The organism is Algibacter agarivorans (assembly GCF_039543245.1).
GTDB lineage: Bacteria > Bacteroidota > Bacteroidia > Flavobacteriales > Flavobacteriaceae > Algibacter_G > Algibacter_G agarivorans.
The window spans coordinates 1-15,794 of record NZ_BAABJJ010000012.1; the positions used below are offsets into that span (position 1 = coordinate 1).

Sequence of the window (15,794 nt, forward strand, 5' to 3'; positions counted from 1 at the left end):
TGTTGCACCACAAAGGTAACTTTGCGGAACAAATTTCCCTTTCTCTTTTTTAATCGTTTAGGACGCTATTGTTATGTAATTATTGATGAATGTCATCATCAAAAAGCAAAAAGCTACAGGTCAATAATTAATTATTTTAAACCAAAAATACTTCTTGGTCTAACAGCAACACCAGAAAGAATGGATGGTGGAGATATTTTAGAAGATTTTGACAATAAAATTGCAGCAGAAATTAGACTACCTGAAGCAATGAACAGAAAATTACTTTCTCCTTTTCAATACTTTGGAATTACTGATAGTATTGATTTATCTAATGTTAAATGGGTTAGAGGTCGATATATCGCAAGTGAACTAACAGATATTTATACGGAGAGCGACAGTAGAGTTGGAGAAATAATAAATGCTTTAGACAAATACACAAAAGACATCAACGATGTCAGAGCTTTAGGTTATTGTGTTTCTATGGAACATGCCAAATATATGGCAGAAAAATTTACTTTAGCAAATCTAAAAGCAGACTATTTAACTAGTAAGAATAGTAAAGACAGAGTTCTGATTCGTAAAAAACTAGAGAAGAAAGAAATTAATTATTTGTTTGTGGTTGATATTTTTAATGAAGGCATTGATATTCCTGAAATTGATACTTTACTATTTTTAAGACCAACAGAAAGTCTAACTATATTTTTGCAACAATTAGGAAGAGGTTTAAGGCTATATGAAGAAAAAGATTGTTTAACCGTTTTAGATTTTGTTGGAAATTCTAGACCAGAATATAATTTTGAAAGTAAATTTAGAGCATTAATTGGTAAAACGAATACAACAGTTGTCAAAGAAGTTGAGGATAATTTTCCTCACTTACCATTAGGATGCTCAATAATTTTAGAGAAAAAAACAAAAGAAACTATTCTAAAAAATATAACAGCTGCAACATCATTAAATAAGAACAAATTAATTCAAAGAATTCAGCAGTTTCAACACGACACTAATTTACCTTTAACAATCGGTAATTTTAGTAAGTTTTATAATATCCCATTACAATCGATTTACAAAAGAGAAAGTTGGAAAAGGCTTTGTCAACTTGCGGGTAAAATAAATGATTTCGATTCAGAAAATGAAAAAGAAATTGTTTCTGCAATTTCAAATAAGTGGCTTTCAACAAATTCGTTTAGCTACTTTTCTTTCATTTTAAAAATTGCAAAAATAAATTTCAACATAAATATTTCAGAATTTAATTCAAATGAAAAAACGATGCTATTAATGCTGCATTATGATGTTTGGCAAAAAGAAGGTGGATTTGATTCGTTAGAAAAAAGCATAAAAACTATTGGTTTAAATAGTATTTTGGTTGAAGAAATAAAAGAAGTTCTTGAAGGGTTAATCGAAAATATTGACTTTAAAGAATTACCTATTAAACTTCCTTACGAACAGCCTTTAAAACTACATAGTCGTTATACGCGAGACCAAATTTTAACTGCATTCGGAAAAAGTAGTTTTGAGAAAAAATCTTCGAACAGAGAAGGAACAGCCGAAAACAAGGATTTAAACACAGAAATATTGTTTATCAATCTTGTAAAATCAGAAGAAAATTTTTCGCCAACAACAATGTATGATGATTATGCTGTAAATGAGTTATTATTTCATTGGCAAACTCAAAATCAAGCAAGACCAGATTTAGGCAAAGGCTTGTCTTATATAAATCATCTAAAAACAAACAAGCGAATTTTACTATTTGTTAGAGAAAAATCTAAAAACGAGTTTGGTAAAAGTTTAGGATTTGTTTTTATTGGCGAAGGAAAACTAAAAGATCACTATGGCTCTAAGCCAATGAGTATTAATTGGAAACTTGAAGAACCTATGCCACATTATTTGTGGAAAGATGCTGCAAAACTTTCAATTGGATAACTGTTTATTTTATACTTAAAAAGCTAAACGCCTACCAACACCCAAAGCTCAACTTCTTCCTCAGAACGTCAATTTTGCTCGCGCATTGTTTTACTAGAACCAGCTTTCACTTTTCTTTTTAAACAGGTATCCAATTAAAACGCCCACCTTTAGCTAACTCCCTCTCTTTAGAATGGTCCTTCGATTATTAGACTTTACTAAATTTTAATTTTCCTATATTTAAACCACGTCACACCAAAACAATTAACCACTAAAATAATTAGTGTAAAATATCAATCGAAGGATTGTCCCCTAGAGGGGACTTGAGGGGTGTCTGAGTACAAAATTCAAATCATGAAAAACAAAATAATCCCATATCATCCAGAATTAAAATCACTCGCTAGACAGCTTCGAAAAAACAGCACGTTACCAGAAGTTCTATTATGGCAAAATATAAAGCAACGCGCTTACGGTGTCCAATTTCACAGACAAGTACCCATGCTCAATTATATTGTTGATTTTTATTGTCATGAAATTGGTCTGGTTATTGAAATTGATGGAAGTAGTCATGACCATAATTATTTAAACGATGCTAAAAGACAAAGGGAATTGGAAGCGTATGGCGTTACTTTTTTGAGATTCTTCAATGATGAAGTTAAGAAGAACATGTTTAGTGTTTTGCTGGTTATTGAGGAAACTGTGAAGAAATTGAGTAAATAAGACTTACTCTTGCGGACACCCCTAAAGTCCCCTCTAGGGGACAATTGTTCACGTTAACAATAATGATTTTAGGTTCATATATAATTGTTAAAAGAACTTGAAAATTTTCATTTTTTGTTCTAAGGCTTAATATTTAGGAATGTCCCCTAGAGGGGACTTTAGGGGTGTCAGAGTACAAAATTCAAATCATGAAAAACAAAATAATTCCATACCATCCAGAATTAAAACCATTAGCTAGACAGCTTCGAAAAAACAGCACGTTACCAGAAGTTCTATTATGGCAAAATATAAAGCAACGCGCTTACGGTGTCCAATTTCACAGACAAGTACCTATGCTAAAATATATTGTTGATTTTTATTGTCATGAAATTGGTCTGGTTATTGAAATTGATGGAAGCAGCCACGACCACAGTTTTGAATATGATACTGAAAGACAAAGGGAATTAGAAGCGTACGGCGCTACTTTTTTAAGATTCTCCAATGAGGAGGTTAAAAAGAATATGTTTAGTGTTTTGTTGGTTATTGAAGAGGCCGTGAAGGAATTGAGCAAATAAGACTTACGCTTGCGAACACCCCTAAAGTCCCCTCAAGGGGACAATCCATACCAATAAACTTTAGTACAAATTCTTATTGAAAAAATGTATTACCAATAAACACTAAAAAAGACACGAAAAGATATACCATAACAATTGTCCCCTAGAAGTTTATTGAAATTGATGGAAGCAGCCACGACCACGCTTTTGAATATGACGCTAAAAGACAAAGGGAATTGGAAGCGTATGGTGTTGCTTTTTTGAGATTCTCCAATGAGGAGGTTAAAAAGAATATGTTTAGTGTTTTGTTGGTTATTGAAGAGACTGTTAGTGAGTTAAGTAAATAAGACTTACTCTTGCGAACACCCCTAAAGTCCCCTCTAGGGGACAATTGTTCACGTTAACAATAATGTTTTTAGGTTCATATATAATTGTTAAAAGAACTTGAAAATTTTTATTTTTTGTTCTAAGGCTTAATATTTAGGAATGTCCCCTTGAGGGTTATCGAAATAAAAAACAAAATATTACAATTCAGGAAATGCTTCTGCCAAACCTTTTACCGCAACTTTAACTGAATTGATTCAGCAAAAAAAAAAAATTTTAAACTAAATTTATGCTACGTCACACTAAAACAATTCATCAATTAAATTATTAGTCTAAAATTCTAATCGAAGGAATGTCCCCTAGAGGGGACTTTAGGGGTGTTCTAGTAAAAAATCAAAAAGTCAATTTACCTCCGCTTCTTCTTACTCTTAAACTTGGCCTTATTCTTTCTTTTATTAAAAGGAATAGCATCATCAAAAGTATGTTTCGCTTCACCGTCAGGTTTATTTTTTCGCCATTTATCATTTTCTGGCAAGAGTACCTTCAATAAATCTTGACGCCCCAATTTATTCAAGGTCTTTTTAATCCAATCTTTGTTTTCGCTTTTATACCAAAAGAAAAAACGGTGTTGCTCGTCTTTTTCTTTACGTGTTATAGGTGTGTTAACTTTCTTAAGTGTGTAGGGATGATAACCACTATAATAAATAACAGTTGCTACCGTCATAGGTGTTGGTGTAAACCCTTGCACTTGCTCTAACTGGAAGCCCATATCTTTAGTTTCCGCAGCAAGATTTGCCATATCTTCAACTTCACAAGCTGGATGGTTCGATATAAAATAAGGAATCAATTGTAACTTTAAACCCTTCTTAATATTAATCTTATCAAAACGCTCCTTAAACTTATGGAAATAAGAAAACGATGGTTTACGCATCAGTTTTAAAACAGGGTCGCTGGTATGTTCTGGCGCAACTTTAAGACGTCCAGAAACATGCTTGGTCATCACTTCCTCTGTGTAATCATCTAATTCTTGAGGGTCGGCATTTTTATTAAACTCTGGCACCAACATATCATGACGAATACCACTACCTATAAACGATTTCTTAATTTTTGGATGACTATCAACCGCTTGATATAATTCGGTTAACGGCTTATGAGAGGTATCTAAATTGCTACAAATAACTGGAGAAATACATGAAGGCGCTACACACTTATCGCATATAGACTGAATCTTCCCTTTCATCTTATACATATTCGCACTTGGCCCTCCTATATCAGATAAATAGCCTTTAAAATCGGGCATATTTGCAACCGTATCGACTTCTCGCAGCACAGATTCCTGACTACGGGATGCTATAAACTTTCCTTGATGTGCCGAAATAGTACAAAAACTACAACCGCCAAAACACCCACGATGGATATTAATGGAAAACTTAATCATTTCATAAGCTGAGATAGGGCCACGCTTGTTATATTTTGGGTGAGGTAATCTGGTGTAAGGCAACTCAAAAGACGCGTCAATTTCATCCTCGGTCATCGTTGGATACGGCGGATTAATCATTAAAGTCTTATCTCCAACCTTCTGAAAAATTCGTCTTGCAGCCAATTTATTACTCTCCTGCTCTATCGTTTTAAAGTTAGAGGCAAACTTCTTTTTATCCTTTAAACACGTTTCGTGCGATACAATTTCAACATCTTCCCAATTACTATTCTTAGGCACTTTAGCACCCGCATCCAACAAAACTGCAGTTTGCTTTATCGTGGTAATACTAGAAAATGGCACCCCTTTTTGCAACAAACGCACCACTTCGCGCAATGGTTGTTCGCCCATTCCATACACCAACATATCTGCTTTAGAGCTTTCCAAAATAGTAGGCAGCAGTTTATCACTCCAATAATCATAATGGGTTACACGACGCAAAGACGCTTCAATACCTCCAATTAAAACCGGGACATCTGGCCACTTTTCCTTTAAAATTTTTGAATATACCGTAGTGGCATAATCGGGTCTAAATCCAATATCACCATTTGGCGTATAGGCATCCTTATCACGGCGCTTTTTATTCGCATTATAATTGCTAATCATAGGATCCATACAGCCTCCCGTAACCCCAAAAAACAATTTTGGAGCGCCCAATTTCACAAAATCCTGAAGATTATCATTTACATTGGGTTGTGGTACAATAGCAACACGCAAGCCATAACTCTCTAAAATACGACCAATAACGGCAGGTCCAAACGACGGATGATCGACATAAGCATCTCCACTAAATAGTATCACGTCTAGGGCATCCCAACCACGTATTTTCACCTCTTTGTTTGTGGTAGGCAACCAATCGGAAAGTTTTAACTCTTGCATAGCGCTGCAAATTTAGTTAAAAAAAGACTCTTATCTATTATATATCAACGAATCAGAATAATCATGGTGTTATTTGGGCGTTACCACAAGGGTCGCGCTTTCCACTATATCTTTTTCTCGTATCTCAAAAAAGGATGCCGTTCCAATCGCTAACGCGAAAAAATCGTTACTATTGAACAGCACTACTAAAGAATCAAAGAGATTAATATAAATGAGACCCTAAAACAAGCTGAAGGTAACAGCATTTAAACGATTAAACATGACAACCGTTCTACAAATAAACGTATCAACAAATCAACACTCTAAAGATCTATCGCCTTTAAACTCTCTATTCTATTACGTTCCAAAAAAGCATCAATTGTTTCAAAATGCTCAATAACACGTTGGTCTTTAAATTCGAACACCTTATTAGATAATCCTTGAAGAAAGTCTCTATCATGAGAAACTAAAACCAAAGTCCCATCAAACTCCAATAAAGCTTCTTTTAAAACATCTTTCGATTTTAAATCTAAGTGATTTGTAGGCTCATCTAAAATCAGCAAATTAACGGGTTCAAGCAGTAACTTAACCATAGCCAATCTGGTTTTTTCTCCTCCGGAGAGCATGCCTACTTTTTTATCAATGTCATCACCTTTAAACATAAAGCGCCCCAAGATATTCTTAATCTGTTTTCTTACATCGCCTTGGGCCACTTCATCAACCGTTTGAAATACGGTTAATGACTCATCCAATAAAGCCGCTTGATTTTGGGCAAAATAACCTACTTGTACATTATGACCCAAAGCACATTCGCCATCAACGACAATTTCACCCAAAATGGCTTTAATCATGGTAGATTTCCCTTCTCCATTTCGCCCTACAAAACACACTTTTTCTCCTCTAGCAACAGACATACTAGCATTTTTAAACACCACATGATCGCCATAAGATTTTGAAACATCTTTTACCGTAACCGGGTAATCTCCCGAACGCTGTGTTTTAGGAAAACGTAATTTTAATGCCGAAGTATCAATGTCATCCACTTCAATGATCTCTAGCTTTTCAAGCATGCGCTCACGAGAATTTACTTGATTAGTCTTAGAATAGGTCCCTTTAAAGCGCTCAATAAACGCCATATTATCGGCTATAAATTTCTGCTGCTCTTCGTAAGCTTTAATTTGATGAGCCCTTCGCTCTTCACGCAGCTGTAAATAATGGGAGTAATTAGCTTTGTAATCGTAAATACGCCCCATAGTAACCTCAATAGTCCTATTAGTGATATTATCGATAAACGCTTTATCGTGAGAAATAACCATTACCGCATTGGCTTTATTTAGTAAAAAGTCTTCCAACCAAATTACCGATTCTATATCTATATGATTGGTAGGCTCATCCAAAAGGATTAAATCGGGCTTTTGCAATAAAATTTTAGCCAATTCAATACGCATGCGCCATCCGCCACTAAACTCACTAGTAAGTCGCGTAAAATCTTCTTGCTTAAAACCTAATCCTTTTAAGGCCTTTTCAACTTCTGCATCATAATTAACATCTTCTAAAGCATAAAACGTTTCGCCCAAATCGGAAACACGTTCTATAAGTTTCATATAATCATCAGACTCATAATCTGTACGCGTTTCCAGTTGTTTATTTAACTCATCCATCTCTTGACGCATTTCATAAACATGACTAAAAGCTTTTGAAGCTTCATCAAACACTGTAGCGTTATCTTCGGTTAACAAATGCTGAGGCAAATAAGCAATTACGGTATCTTTAGGGGAACGCACATGTCCTTTTGTTGGATTTTGAACCCCTGCAATAATTTTCATCATGGTAGATTTCCCTGCACCATTCTTCCCCATTAAAGCAATTTTATCGTTAGCATTAATGGTGAAAGAGACGTCGCTAAACAAAGTATTCCCACTAAACTCTACTGCTAAATTATCTACTGAAATCATATTCTAAAAATTAAAGCCGCAAAACTAATAAAAGCATCGTATTGATAAACAAATAATTATTGAAATTCTAAGCTCATTTTTAAGAGGTATAAAGATTGGTGATTTTGGTTAATAACTGCAACTAAAAATAAGTAACCTCACTATTTGGTAATCAAATATATAATCGTAAATTTGCAAACTCTTTTTGAGAGAGGAATGTTTAATAATTAAAAAATCAAAGTGTGGACACATTAAGCTACAAAACGATTTCAGCAAACAAAGCTACTGTAAATAAGCAGTGGGTTTTGGTTGATGCTGAAGGTCAAGCGCTTGGTCGTTTAGCTTCTAAAGTTGCAAAACTTATAAGAGGCAAACACAAGCCAAACTTCACACCTCATGTTGATTGCGGAGATAACGTTATTGTTATCAATGCAGAAAAAATCACGTTATCCGGTAACAAATGGACTGACAAGTCATACATTCGTCACACTGGATATCCAGGAGGTCAAAAAAGTTTAACTGCTACAGAATTGTTTGGAAAAGATCCTGCAAGAGTAGTAGAAAAATCAGTTAAAGGAATGCTACCTAAAAACAAATTAGGTGCAGCGTTATTCCGTAACCTAACCGTTGTTGTTGGTACAGAGCACAAGCATGCTGCTCAAAAACCTAAAACAATCAATCTAGAAGAATTTAAATAAAATGGAAGTAATTCACAAAATTGGCCGTAGAAAGACGGCTGTTGCTCGTGCTTATGTTTCTCCAGGAAAAGGAAACATTACGATTAATAAAAAAGACTTAGCTAACTACTTTACTACAGCTACCTTACAGTACAAAGTAAAGCAACCTTTAGTTTTGACTAACAATGACAGCAACTTTGATATTACAGTTAATGTATATGGAGGTGGTATTACTGGTCAAGCAGAAGCTGTTCGTTTAGCCCTTTCACGCGTAATGTGTGAGATTGATGCTGAAAACAGATTAATCTTAAAACCAGAAGGTTTATTAACAAGAGACCCAAGAATGGTTGAACGTAAGAAATTCGGTCAGAAGAAAGCTCGTAAGAAATTTCAATTCTCTAAGCGTTAATATTAATGCTGAACTTGTTTCAGTATCTGTTTATCAGTTACTCCAAACATATTCAATCATATTACAAAACAAGCTGAAAAAATTTCAGCTTAAAATTAAACAAGTTAGTGTTGTCCTAGTCCAAAAGACAGGATTTAGTTTAGCATCTAAATGGTTAAGGCGAATTTTTATAAATGACCACTTAATCATTGCTAATTCAACAGAACGTAAACTATTACAAAAATGGCAGTAGAAGTAAAAGAATTACTTGAAGCAGGTGTACACTTCGGACACCTTACACGTAAGTGGGACCCTAATATGGCACCTTACGTATATATGGAGCGCAACGGCATCCATATTATCAACCTTTATAAAACAGCGGCAAAAATTGATGAAGCAGGTGCAGCATTAGCTAAAATTGCAAATTCAGGTCGTAAGATTTTATTCGTTGCAACAAAAAAACAAGCAAAAGATATCGTATCTGAAAAAGCTGGTGAAATTAACATGCCTTACATCACTGAAAGATGGCCAGGTGGTATGTTAACAAACTTTGTTACTATTAGAAAAGCTGTTAAAAAAATGGCTTCTATTGATAGAATGAAGAAAGACGGCACGTTTTTAACCTTATCCAAGAAAGAGCGTTTACAAGTTGATCGTTTAAGAGCTAAGTTAGAGAAAAACTTAGGTTCTATCGTTGACATGACACGTTTACCAGGTGCTTTATTTGTTGTAGATATCAAGCGTGAGCACATCGCGATTAAAGAAGCTCAAAAATTAAACATTCCAATTTTTGCAATGGTAGATACCAACTCAGACCCACGTCAAGTGGATTATGTTATCCCAGCAAATGATGATGCTTCTAAATCGATAGATAAAATTTTAACTCACGTAACTGCTGCAATATCTGAAGGTTTAGCAGAACGTAAAGCTGAAAAAGATGCAACTGAAGCTCCTAAAGAAGAAGCTCCAAAAGCAAAAGTGGAAGCAAAAACTGAAGCAGTAGTTGAAAAAGTTGCAGAGGTTGCAGAAGCAACTCCAGAGGTAGTAGTAGAAAAAGCTGCTCCTAAAGCTAAAGCTGCTCCAGATAAAAAAGCGGCAGCTGAAGAAGAAGAATAAATAACATTAATACAATATTATAAAGTCGTTTGATTCTTTTCTTTGTTGAAAATATATTGAACGACTTTTTTAAATTATAATTATTATGAGTACTACAGTAAAAGTAACAGCCCAAGAGGTAAATAAATTAAGACAAGCTACTGGTGCAGGTATGATGGACTGCAAAAAAGCCTTAGTTGAAGCCGAAGGCAATTTCGATAAAGCCATCGAGGTTTTACGAAAAAAAGGTCAAAAAGTAGCAGAAAAAAGAGCCGACAGAGATTCTTCTGAAGGCGCTGCAATTTCTAAAATTAATGCAGACCAAACTGAAGGGGTTGCCATTGTTTTAGGTTGTGAAACTGATTTTGTTGGTAAAAACGAAAACTTTTTAGCATTAGCAAGTCAATTTGCTGAGATTGCATTAAATCACGATTCAAAAGAAGCGTTTTTAGCTGCTGATTTTGGAGGTATGACTGTTGCTGAGAAATTAACTGAGCAAACTGGTGTAATTGGTGAAAAACTAGATATTACTGGTTTTGAAAAATTACAAGCACCATTTGTTGGAACTTATGTTCACATTAACAAAATTGCTGCTTTGGTTGGTTTATCTGCTAAAGTTGATAACGCTGAAACTTTAGTTAAAGATGTCGCTATGCAAGTTGCATCCATGGGAGCAACAACATTATCTTACAAGGATTTTGATCCTGCATTTATTGCATCAGAAACTGAAGCTAGAATTGCTGTTATTGAAAAAGACAATATTGAATTAGGACGTTTAGGTAAAACACTTAAAAATGTACCTCTATATATTTCTATGGCACAATTAACGCCTGAAGTTTTAGCGCAAGCTGAAGAAGCTGCAAAAGCAGAATTAAAAGCTGAAGGTAAACCAGAACAAATCTGGGATAGAATTTTACCAGGAAAAATGGAACGTTTCATTTCTGATAACACGACTTTAGATCAAGAAAAATGTTTGTTAGACCAGAATTTCATTAAAGATGAAAAAATAAACGTTGCTAAATACGTAGCATCTTACGGAGATGTTGAAATTACAGATTTCAAACGTGTTTCTGTAGGATAGTAAATTTCCGCGAATCCCGATAGCTATCGGGAAGAAATCGCAATAAAAATTAAAAGCCACTATTCTATTTTAGAGTAGTGGCTTTTTTATGCAAAAAATCCGCATTAGCAAATTAAGATATTGTTTATATTTGCACAACCTTGTTTCCATGTAGATGGAAATCTCATCAATTATTTATGAAATATAAAAGAATACTCCTTAAACTATCTGGCGAAGCCCTAATGGGAGAACGCCAATACGGTATAGACCCCGATCGCCTTGCAGAATATGCTGAAGACATAAAAACAATTACAAGTAAAGGTGTAGAAGTTGCCATAGTTATTGGTGGTGGCAATATTTTTAGAGGTGTTGCTGGAGCTAGTAAAGGGATGGATCGTGTACAAGGCGACCATATGGGTATGCTTGCTACGGTTATTAACGGCCTGGCATTACAAGGTGCTTTAGAAGATGCCGGTATCCCAACCAGACTACAATCGGCTATTAAAATCAATGAAGTAGCAGAACCATTTATTAGAAGAAAAGCTATGCGACATTTAGAAAAAGGTCGCGTCGTTATTTTTGGAGGTGGCACAGGAAACCCTTATTTTACTACAGATTCTGCAGCCGTATTGCGCGCTATAGAAATTGAAGCTGATGTTATTTTAAAAGGCACTCGCGTTGATGGCATTTATAATACAGACCCTGAAAAAGACGATAAAGCCATTAAATTCAACACCATAACTTTTGACGATGTATTAAGAAAAGGATTAAAAGTAATGGATACCACGGCATTTACCCTTAGTCAGGAAAACGAATTACCAATTATTGTTTTCGATATGAATAAAAAAGGTAATTTACTTAAAGTGGTTGCCGGCGAAAAAATTGGCACAGAAGTTAATATTTAATAATTGGCGCAATTTTTGAATAAACATATATAATTTGACCTAAAAGTTTAAAACCATGAACGAAGACATACAATTTATATTAGACACAACAAAAGAGGCTATGGATAATGCCATTAAGCATCTGGAAAAACAATTCCTCAACATTAGAGCAGGTAAAGCTAGTCCTGCCATGCTTGGCAGTGTTATGGTAGATTATTACGGATCGCAAACACCTTTAAGTCAAGTAGCCAATGTGAACACACCAGACGGCAGAACCATTACGGTACAACCATGGGAAAAAAGCATGCTTCAAGAAATTGAACGCGGTATTGCCTATGCAAACCTTGGTTTTAACCCTATGAACAATGGAGAAACCATTATTATCAATGTACCGCCTTTAACAGAAGAACGTCGAAGAGATTTAGCAAAACAAGCCAAAGCCGAGGCCGAAGATGCCAAAGTAAGTATTAGAACGGCGCGTAAAGATGCTAATAATGACATAAAAAAAAGTGAAGATGTTTCAGAGGATTTAAAAGCAAATGCCGAAATAGACGTGCAACAAATGACTGATAATCACGTTAAAAAAGTAGATGAACTTTTCGATAATAAAGAAAAGGAAATCATGACTGTATAATATTACACCAATTAAATTGGTATTTAAAGCGACGTTTTAGTCGCTTTTTTTATTAATTCTTAGTTTTTAGGTTGCATAAATGTTAAAACGTTGTTCACTTTTTCTTTTTATTATTTGTACTACCATAGTACAAGCCCAATCATTTTATGAAAAAAATGCAGAACCTAGGCAAGATTCCATTAAAAAAAGTGAATTTATTAGAAGTCTTGGCAATGGATACTTACCAACAAAATATTTCAATTTTGATTTAAGATATTTAATAAAGTATAACCAATATGAAGGTGTAAGAACGGGGCTTGGAGGCGTTACCAATGATGCCTTTTCAGAGAAATATCGGGTTAACAGTTACCTTGTTTATGGATTTAGGGATCATCGTTTTAAATATAGTATAGGAGGCGGTTTTAGAGTCACTAAAAAAACCAATACTTGGATAAACCTTTCATATACCGATGACTTACAAGAAACAGGCAGCACAAAATTTTTAACGGATAAGCGGCTTTTTCAATTTTTTGAACCTCGTTTGTTAAATATCGATTTGTTTCATAAACATGTTACAAAAGCCATAGCTTTAGAGCATCAATTATTACCTGAATTGCTAACCGAAACAGAACTAGCAGTCAGCAATATTGACCCCACTTATGCCTATGGCTATCCTTCAAACAATTCAGTAATACATTCTTTTCATTTAAGCACAGCAAAATTAGCTTTGCAATGGAATCCTTTTAGCCAGTTTGGATTAACAGAAAATGGATCAAAAGAAACCAAAGAAGGGTATCCAAAATTCACACTTCAATATACCAAAAGCTTTGATAATGTTTTTAAAAGTGATTTTAATTTTTCAAAATTAGACTTTAGAACCATTTATAAAATAAGGAATAAAAATGATGTGTTTTCAGAAATCACTTTAGTTTCTGGAATAGCAAACGGCAATACGCCATTAACACATTTGTATCATGCGTACCCCAACAATATTAGGAAAGAAACTGTTATGCAACGATTTTCGGTAGCTGGGATAAACAGTTTTGAAACGATGTATTTCAATGAATTTTTTTCTGATAAGTTTATCACATTCCAATTAAAGCACTTTTTAAAACCTTTCAATATTTCCGAACGTTATAAACCTCAACTGGTCTTAATTACACGCTATGCAATCGGTGATATGAAAAACCCAGAAAAACACGAAGACATCACTTTTGGTTCATTAAAAAAAGGATATACAGAATCTGGTTTTGAAATCAATAAATTGCTTTTTGGTTTCGGTTTAAGCTTCACATACAGATATGGCGCCTACCATTTACCTCTATTCACAGATAATTTTGCATTTAAATTTACATTTAATGTCTCATTATAAATAAAGCTGCCTCAAAAATAAATTTGGAGTAATACCAATTATCACATTGAGCATTAACGAAGTCAAAATGACAACTGAAAAAACTTTTCAGAGCCTCCTTGCCAATTAAATTAAGATGTACTAAAAGAAAAAAGACCGCCTGTATTTGGCGGTCTTTTATATCTACAAACTAATTATGAAAATTATTCATAATTTGGATTTTCAATTAACTCAGGACTTCTTTGTCTTCTCTCTAAACCAATAGGAAAATAGTAATGATGCTCTTCAAAAATACGATCCCAACTATCGGTTGCAGTACCCGAAGTTGTATGAATAATTTCATACATTCCCGGATTATCATAATCTTTGCGCCATCTCACTCCTGAATACTTATTGCCTTTGCCATCTCTACGATCTAATTCTGTATGGGCAATTCTCCATCGTCTTAAATCCCAGTAGCGGTGTTGTTCAAAAGCTAATTCAACAGCTCTTTCATTTTGTATCACTTCCCAAGTAATAGCTGGCTTATCTGGCATTAACACACGTCTGCGAACAGTATTTAAGGCTTCTAAAGCTTCTCCGTCTTTTTCTAAAGCAAATGCAGCTTCAGCCATATTTAGGTATATTTCTCCCAAACGGAACACCATAAAATCTGTACCTCCTAAAGCAAAACCATTTCCAACTAGATACTCTTCATTACTTCGTTTTTTGTTAAAAAACCCTGTACGCTGAATATCTCGTGCTGGTCCTTTAGCAGGAACATCAATTCCATCTACATTATCTGTTTCCAAAACACCATTTACATAAAGCCCTTCGTGCATCCAAACGGTTGCACCTCCATATTGAACTTCTGGTAAAAAGATATTAGCACGACATCTTGGGTCTTTTCGTCCAATAAAATCTGCCATATCATGAAAAATGCCTGCCACCAAAGTACTTCTATCTAATTTTCCCGAGGTACCGTCTGTGTATTCATACATTTCAAAAGTTTCTAAATAGGTATTAATAAATGTTGTGCCGCTAATAACAGCTGGCGCACACCATCTTTCCCAATCTTCAGACTTTGATCCTTCACCTACAAATACTTCAGCAAAAATGGTTTCACTATTGCCTTCTGCTTTTGTAAACAACTCATAATATGATTTTTCGGCTTCTTCAAAACTAGCAGCACCAGTTCCAAATAATGCAAAACCGCCTTGTTCTATTAATTTCTTTGAAGCATCATAAGATATTTGCCAATATTTGTCTGCATTGTCAATTCCCAATAAACCATTTAATTGCATGGTTCCAAATTCGCCAATACTACCAGCGTATAACATGGCTCTGCTTTTTAAAGCTAATGCCGTCCAAGATGTTGCGCGTCCATATTCCAAAGTTTTCCCTTCTAATAAAGCTTCAGCTGTATCACATTCTTCAGCAATAAAATCGTAAACTTCTTGCTCAGAATTTCTTGGCACTGAAATTTCTTCAAAAGACTGTGTGAGGCTTTGTGCACTTTTAATTATAGGAACCCCTCCGTAACGTTTTACTTTTTGAAAATACACCCATGCTCTTAGAAAGTGTAATTCTCCCAAACGCGCGTCCTTGTAATCTGCGGGCAAAACGCTATTAGGGTTATTTAATTCTTCGATACCCGTATTGATGTCGCGAACTAAATCCCACTTCCAATACTCATTGGAATCATTTCCAGTGCCTTGACTTGAAAAAGCCCCTTGCGTAAAGGTATAACCTGCTGGCCACCCCCCAAATGTTCTGGCGTAGCCACCAGCACAAGCATCAACAACTAATTCATGAATGTTACCATTACCAGCGCCTGGCAAAAAGTTTGTGCGTGCAAATACGTTTGCTACATATAGATCTACCAATCCTTCATCTGTCCAAACATTCTCTTCGGAGAATATACCAACAGATGTTCTTTCTAAAGGATCCTCACAAGACGACATGATGGTCATCATTGTAAGCGTTATTAACAATATTTTTATATTCTTCATAATATTTA

At 34.8% G+C, this 15,794-nt stretch carries 14 protein-coding genes; 11 read left to right on the plus strand and 3 right to left on the minus strand.

The genetic code is table 11. From position 1 onward, the window contains the following. The 4 genes from ABD935_RS04820 to ABD935_RS04835 all read left to right on the plus strand — a co-directional run. Positions 1 to 1,902 (plus strand): DUF3427 domain-containing protein (locus ABD935_RS04820; RefSeq protein WP_345190519.1); only part of this gene is annotated, 1,902 nt, incomplete at its 5' end. 333 nt (positions 1,903 to 2,235) lie between these two features. Beyond that, positions 2,236 to 2,601 (plus strand): endonuclease domain-containing protein, encoded by a 366-nt coding sequence (locus ABD935_RS04825; protein WP_345190520.1) that lies wholly within the window; start codon positions 2,236 to 2,238, stop codon positions 2,599 to 2,601. A 188-nt stretch (positions 2,602 to 2,789) separates the two neighbouring features. Then, positions 2,790 to 3,155 carry an endonuclease domain-containing protein gene (locus ABD935_RS04830; protein WP_345190521.1) on the plus strand — a complete coding sequence of 122 codons (366 nt, stop codon included), beginning with the start codon at positions 2,790 to 2,792 and terminating at the stop codon, positions 3,153 to 3,155. Positions 3,156 to 3,313: 158 nt separating this feature from the next. Continuing rightward, positions 3,314 to 3,481, plus strand: a complete 168-nt coding sequence (locus ABD935_RS04835) for an endonuclease domain-containing protein (protein WP_345190760.1) — start codon at positions 3,314 to 3,316, stop codon at positions 3,479 to 3,481. Between the two features lie 383 nt (positions 3,482 to 3,864). On the opposite strand, the gene ABD935_RS04840 is transcribed toward ABD935_RS04835, so the two are convergent. Continuing rightward, positions 3,865 to 5,814 (minus strand): YgiQ family radical SAM protein, encoded by a 1,950-nt coding sequence (locus ABD935_RS04840; protein ID WP_345190522.1) that lies wholly within the window; start codon positions 5,812 to 5,814, stop codon positions 3,865 to 3,867. 302 nt (positions 5,815 to 6,116) lie between these two features. Next, positions 6,117 to 7,748: an ABC-F family ATP-binding cassette domain-containing protein gene (locus ABD935_RS04845; protein ID WP_345190523.1), complete on the minus strand. Its 1,632-nt coding sequence runs from the start codon at positions 7,746 to 7,748 to the stop codon at positions 6,117 to 6,119. Between the two features lie 221 nt (positions 7,749 to 7,969). Between ABD935_RS04845 and rplM the strand changes: the two genes are divergently transcribed. The 7 genes from rplM (at position 7,970) to ABD935_RS04880 (ending at position 13,816) form a co-directional block, all read left to right on the plus strand. After that, positions 7,970 to 8,425, plus strand: coding sequence for a 50S ribosomal protein L13 (rplM, locus tag ABD935_RS04850; protein WP_345190524.1), 456 nt, complete (start codon positions 7,970 to 7,972; stop codon positions 8,423 to 8,425). Position 8,426: 1 nt separating this feature from the next. Beyond that, positions 8,427 to 8,813: a 30S ribosomal protein S9 gene (gene rpsI / locus ABD935_RS04855; RefSeq protein ID WP_345190525.1), complete on the plus strand. Its 387-nt coding sequence runs from the start codon at positions 8,427 to 8,429 to the stop codon at positions 8,811 to 8,813. Between the two features lie 222 nt (positions 8,814 to 9,035). Continuing rightward, positions 9,036 to 9,908 (plus strand): 30S ribosomal protein S2, encoded by an 873-nt coding sequence (gene rpsB, locus ABD935_RS04860; protein ID WP_345190526.1) that lies wholly within the window; start codon positions 9,036 to 9,038, stop codon positions 9,906 to 9,908. Positions 9,909 to 9,993: 85 nt separating this feature from the next. Beyond that, positions 9,994 to 10,968 (plus strand): translation elongation factor Ts, encoded by a 975-nt coding sequence (gene tsf, locus ABD935_RS04865; protein ID WP_345190527.1) that lies wholly within the window; start codon positions 9,994 to 9,996, stop codon positions 10,966 to 10,968. Between the two features lie 176 nt (positions 10,969 to 11,144). Further along, positions 11,145 to 11,852 (plus strand): UMP kinase, encoded by a 708-nt coding sequence (gene pyrH / locus ABD935_RS04870; protein ID WP_345190528.1) that lies wholly within the window; start codon positions 11,145 to 11,147, stop codon positions 11,850 to 11,852. A gap of 55 nt (positions 11,853 to 11,907) precedes the next feature. Next, positions 11,908 to 12,465 (plus strand): ribosome recycling factor, encoded by a 558-nt coding sequence (frr, locus tag ABD935_RS04875; protein WP_345190529.1) that lies wholly within the window; start codon positions 11,908 to 11,910, stop codon positions 12,463 to 12,465. Between the two features lie 79 nt (positions 12,466 to 12,544). After that, positions 12,545 to 13,816 (plus strand): DUF5686 family protein, encoded by a 1,272-nt coding sequence (locus ABD935_RS04880; RefSeq protein WP_345190530.1) that lies wholly within the window; start codon positions 12,545 to 12,547, stop codon positions 13,814 to 13,816. Positions 13,817 to 13,998: 182 nt separating this feature from the next. Here ABD935_RS04880 and ABD935_RS04885 read toward each other — a convergent pair whose 3' ends face one another. Then, positions 13,999 to 15,786, minus strand: a complete 1,788-nt coding sequence (locus ABD935_RS04885; RefSeq protein WP_345190532.1) for a RagB/SusD family nutrient uptake outer membrane protein — start codon at positions 15,784 to 15,786, stop codon at positions 13,999 to 14,001. Positions 15,787 to 15,794 lie beyond the last annotated feature (8 nt).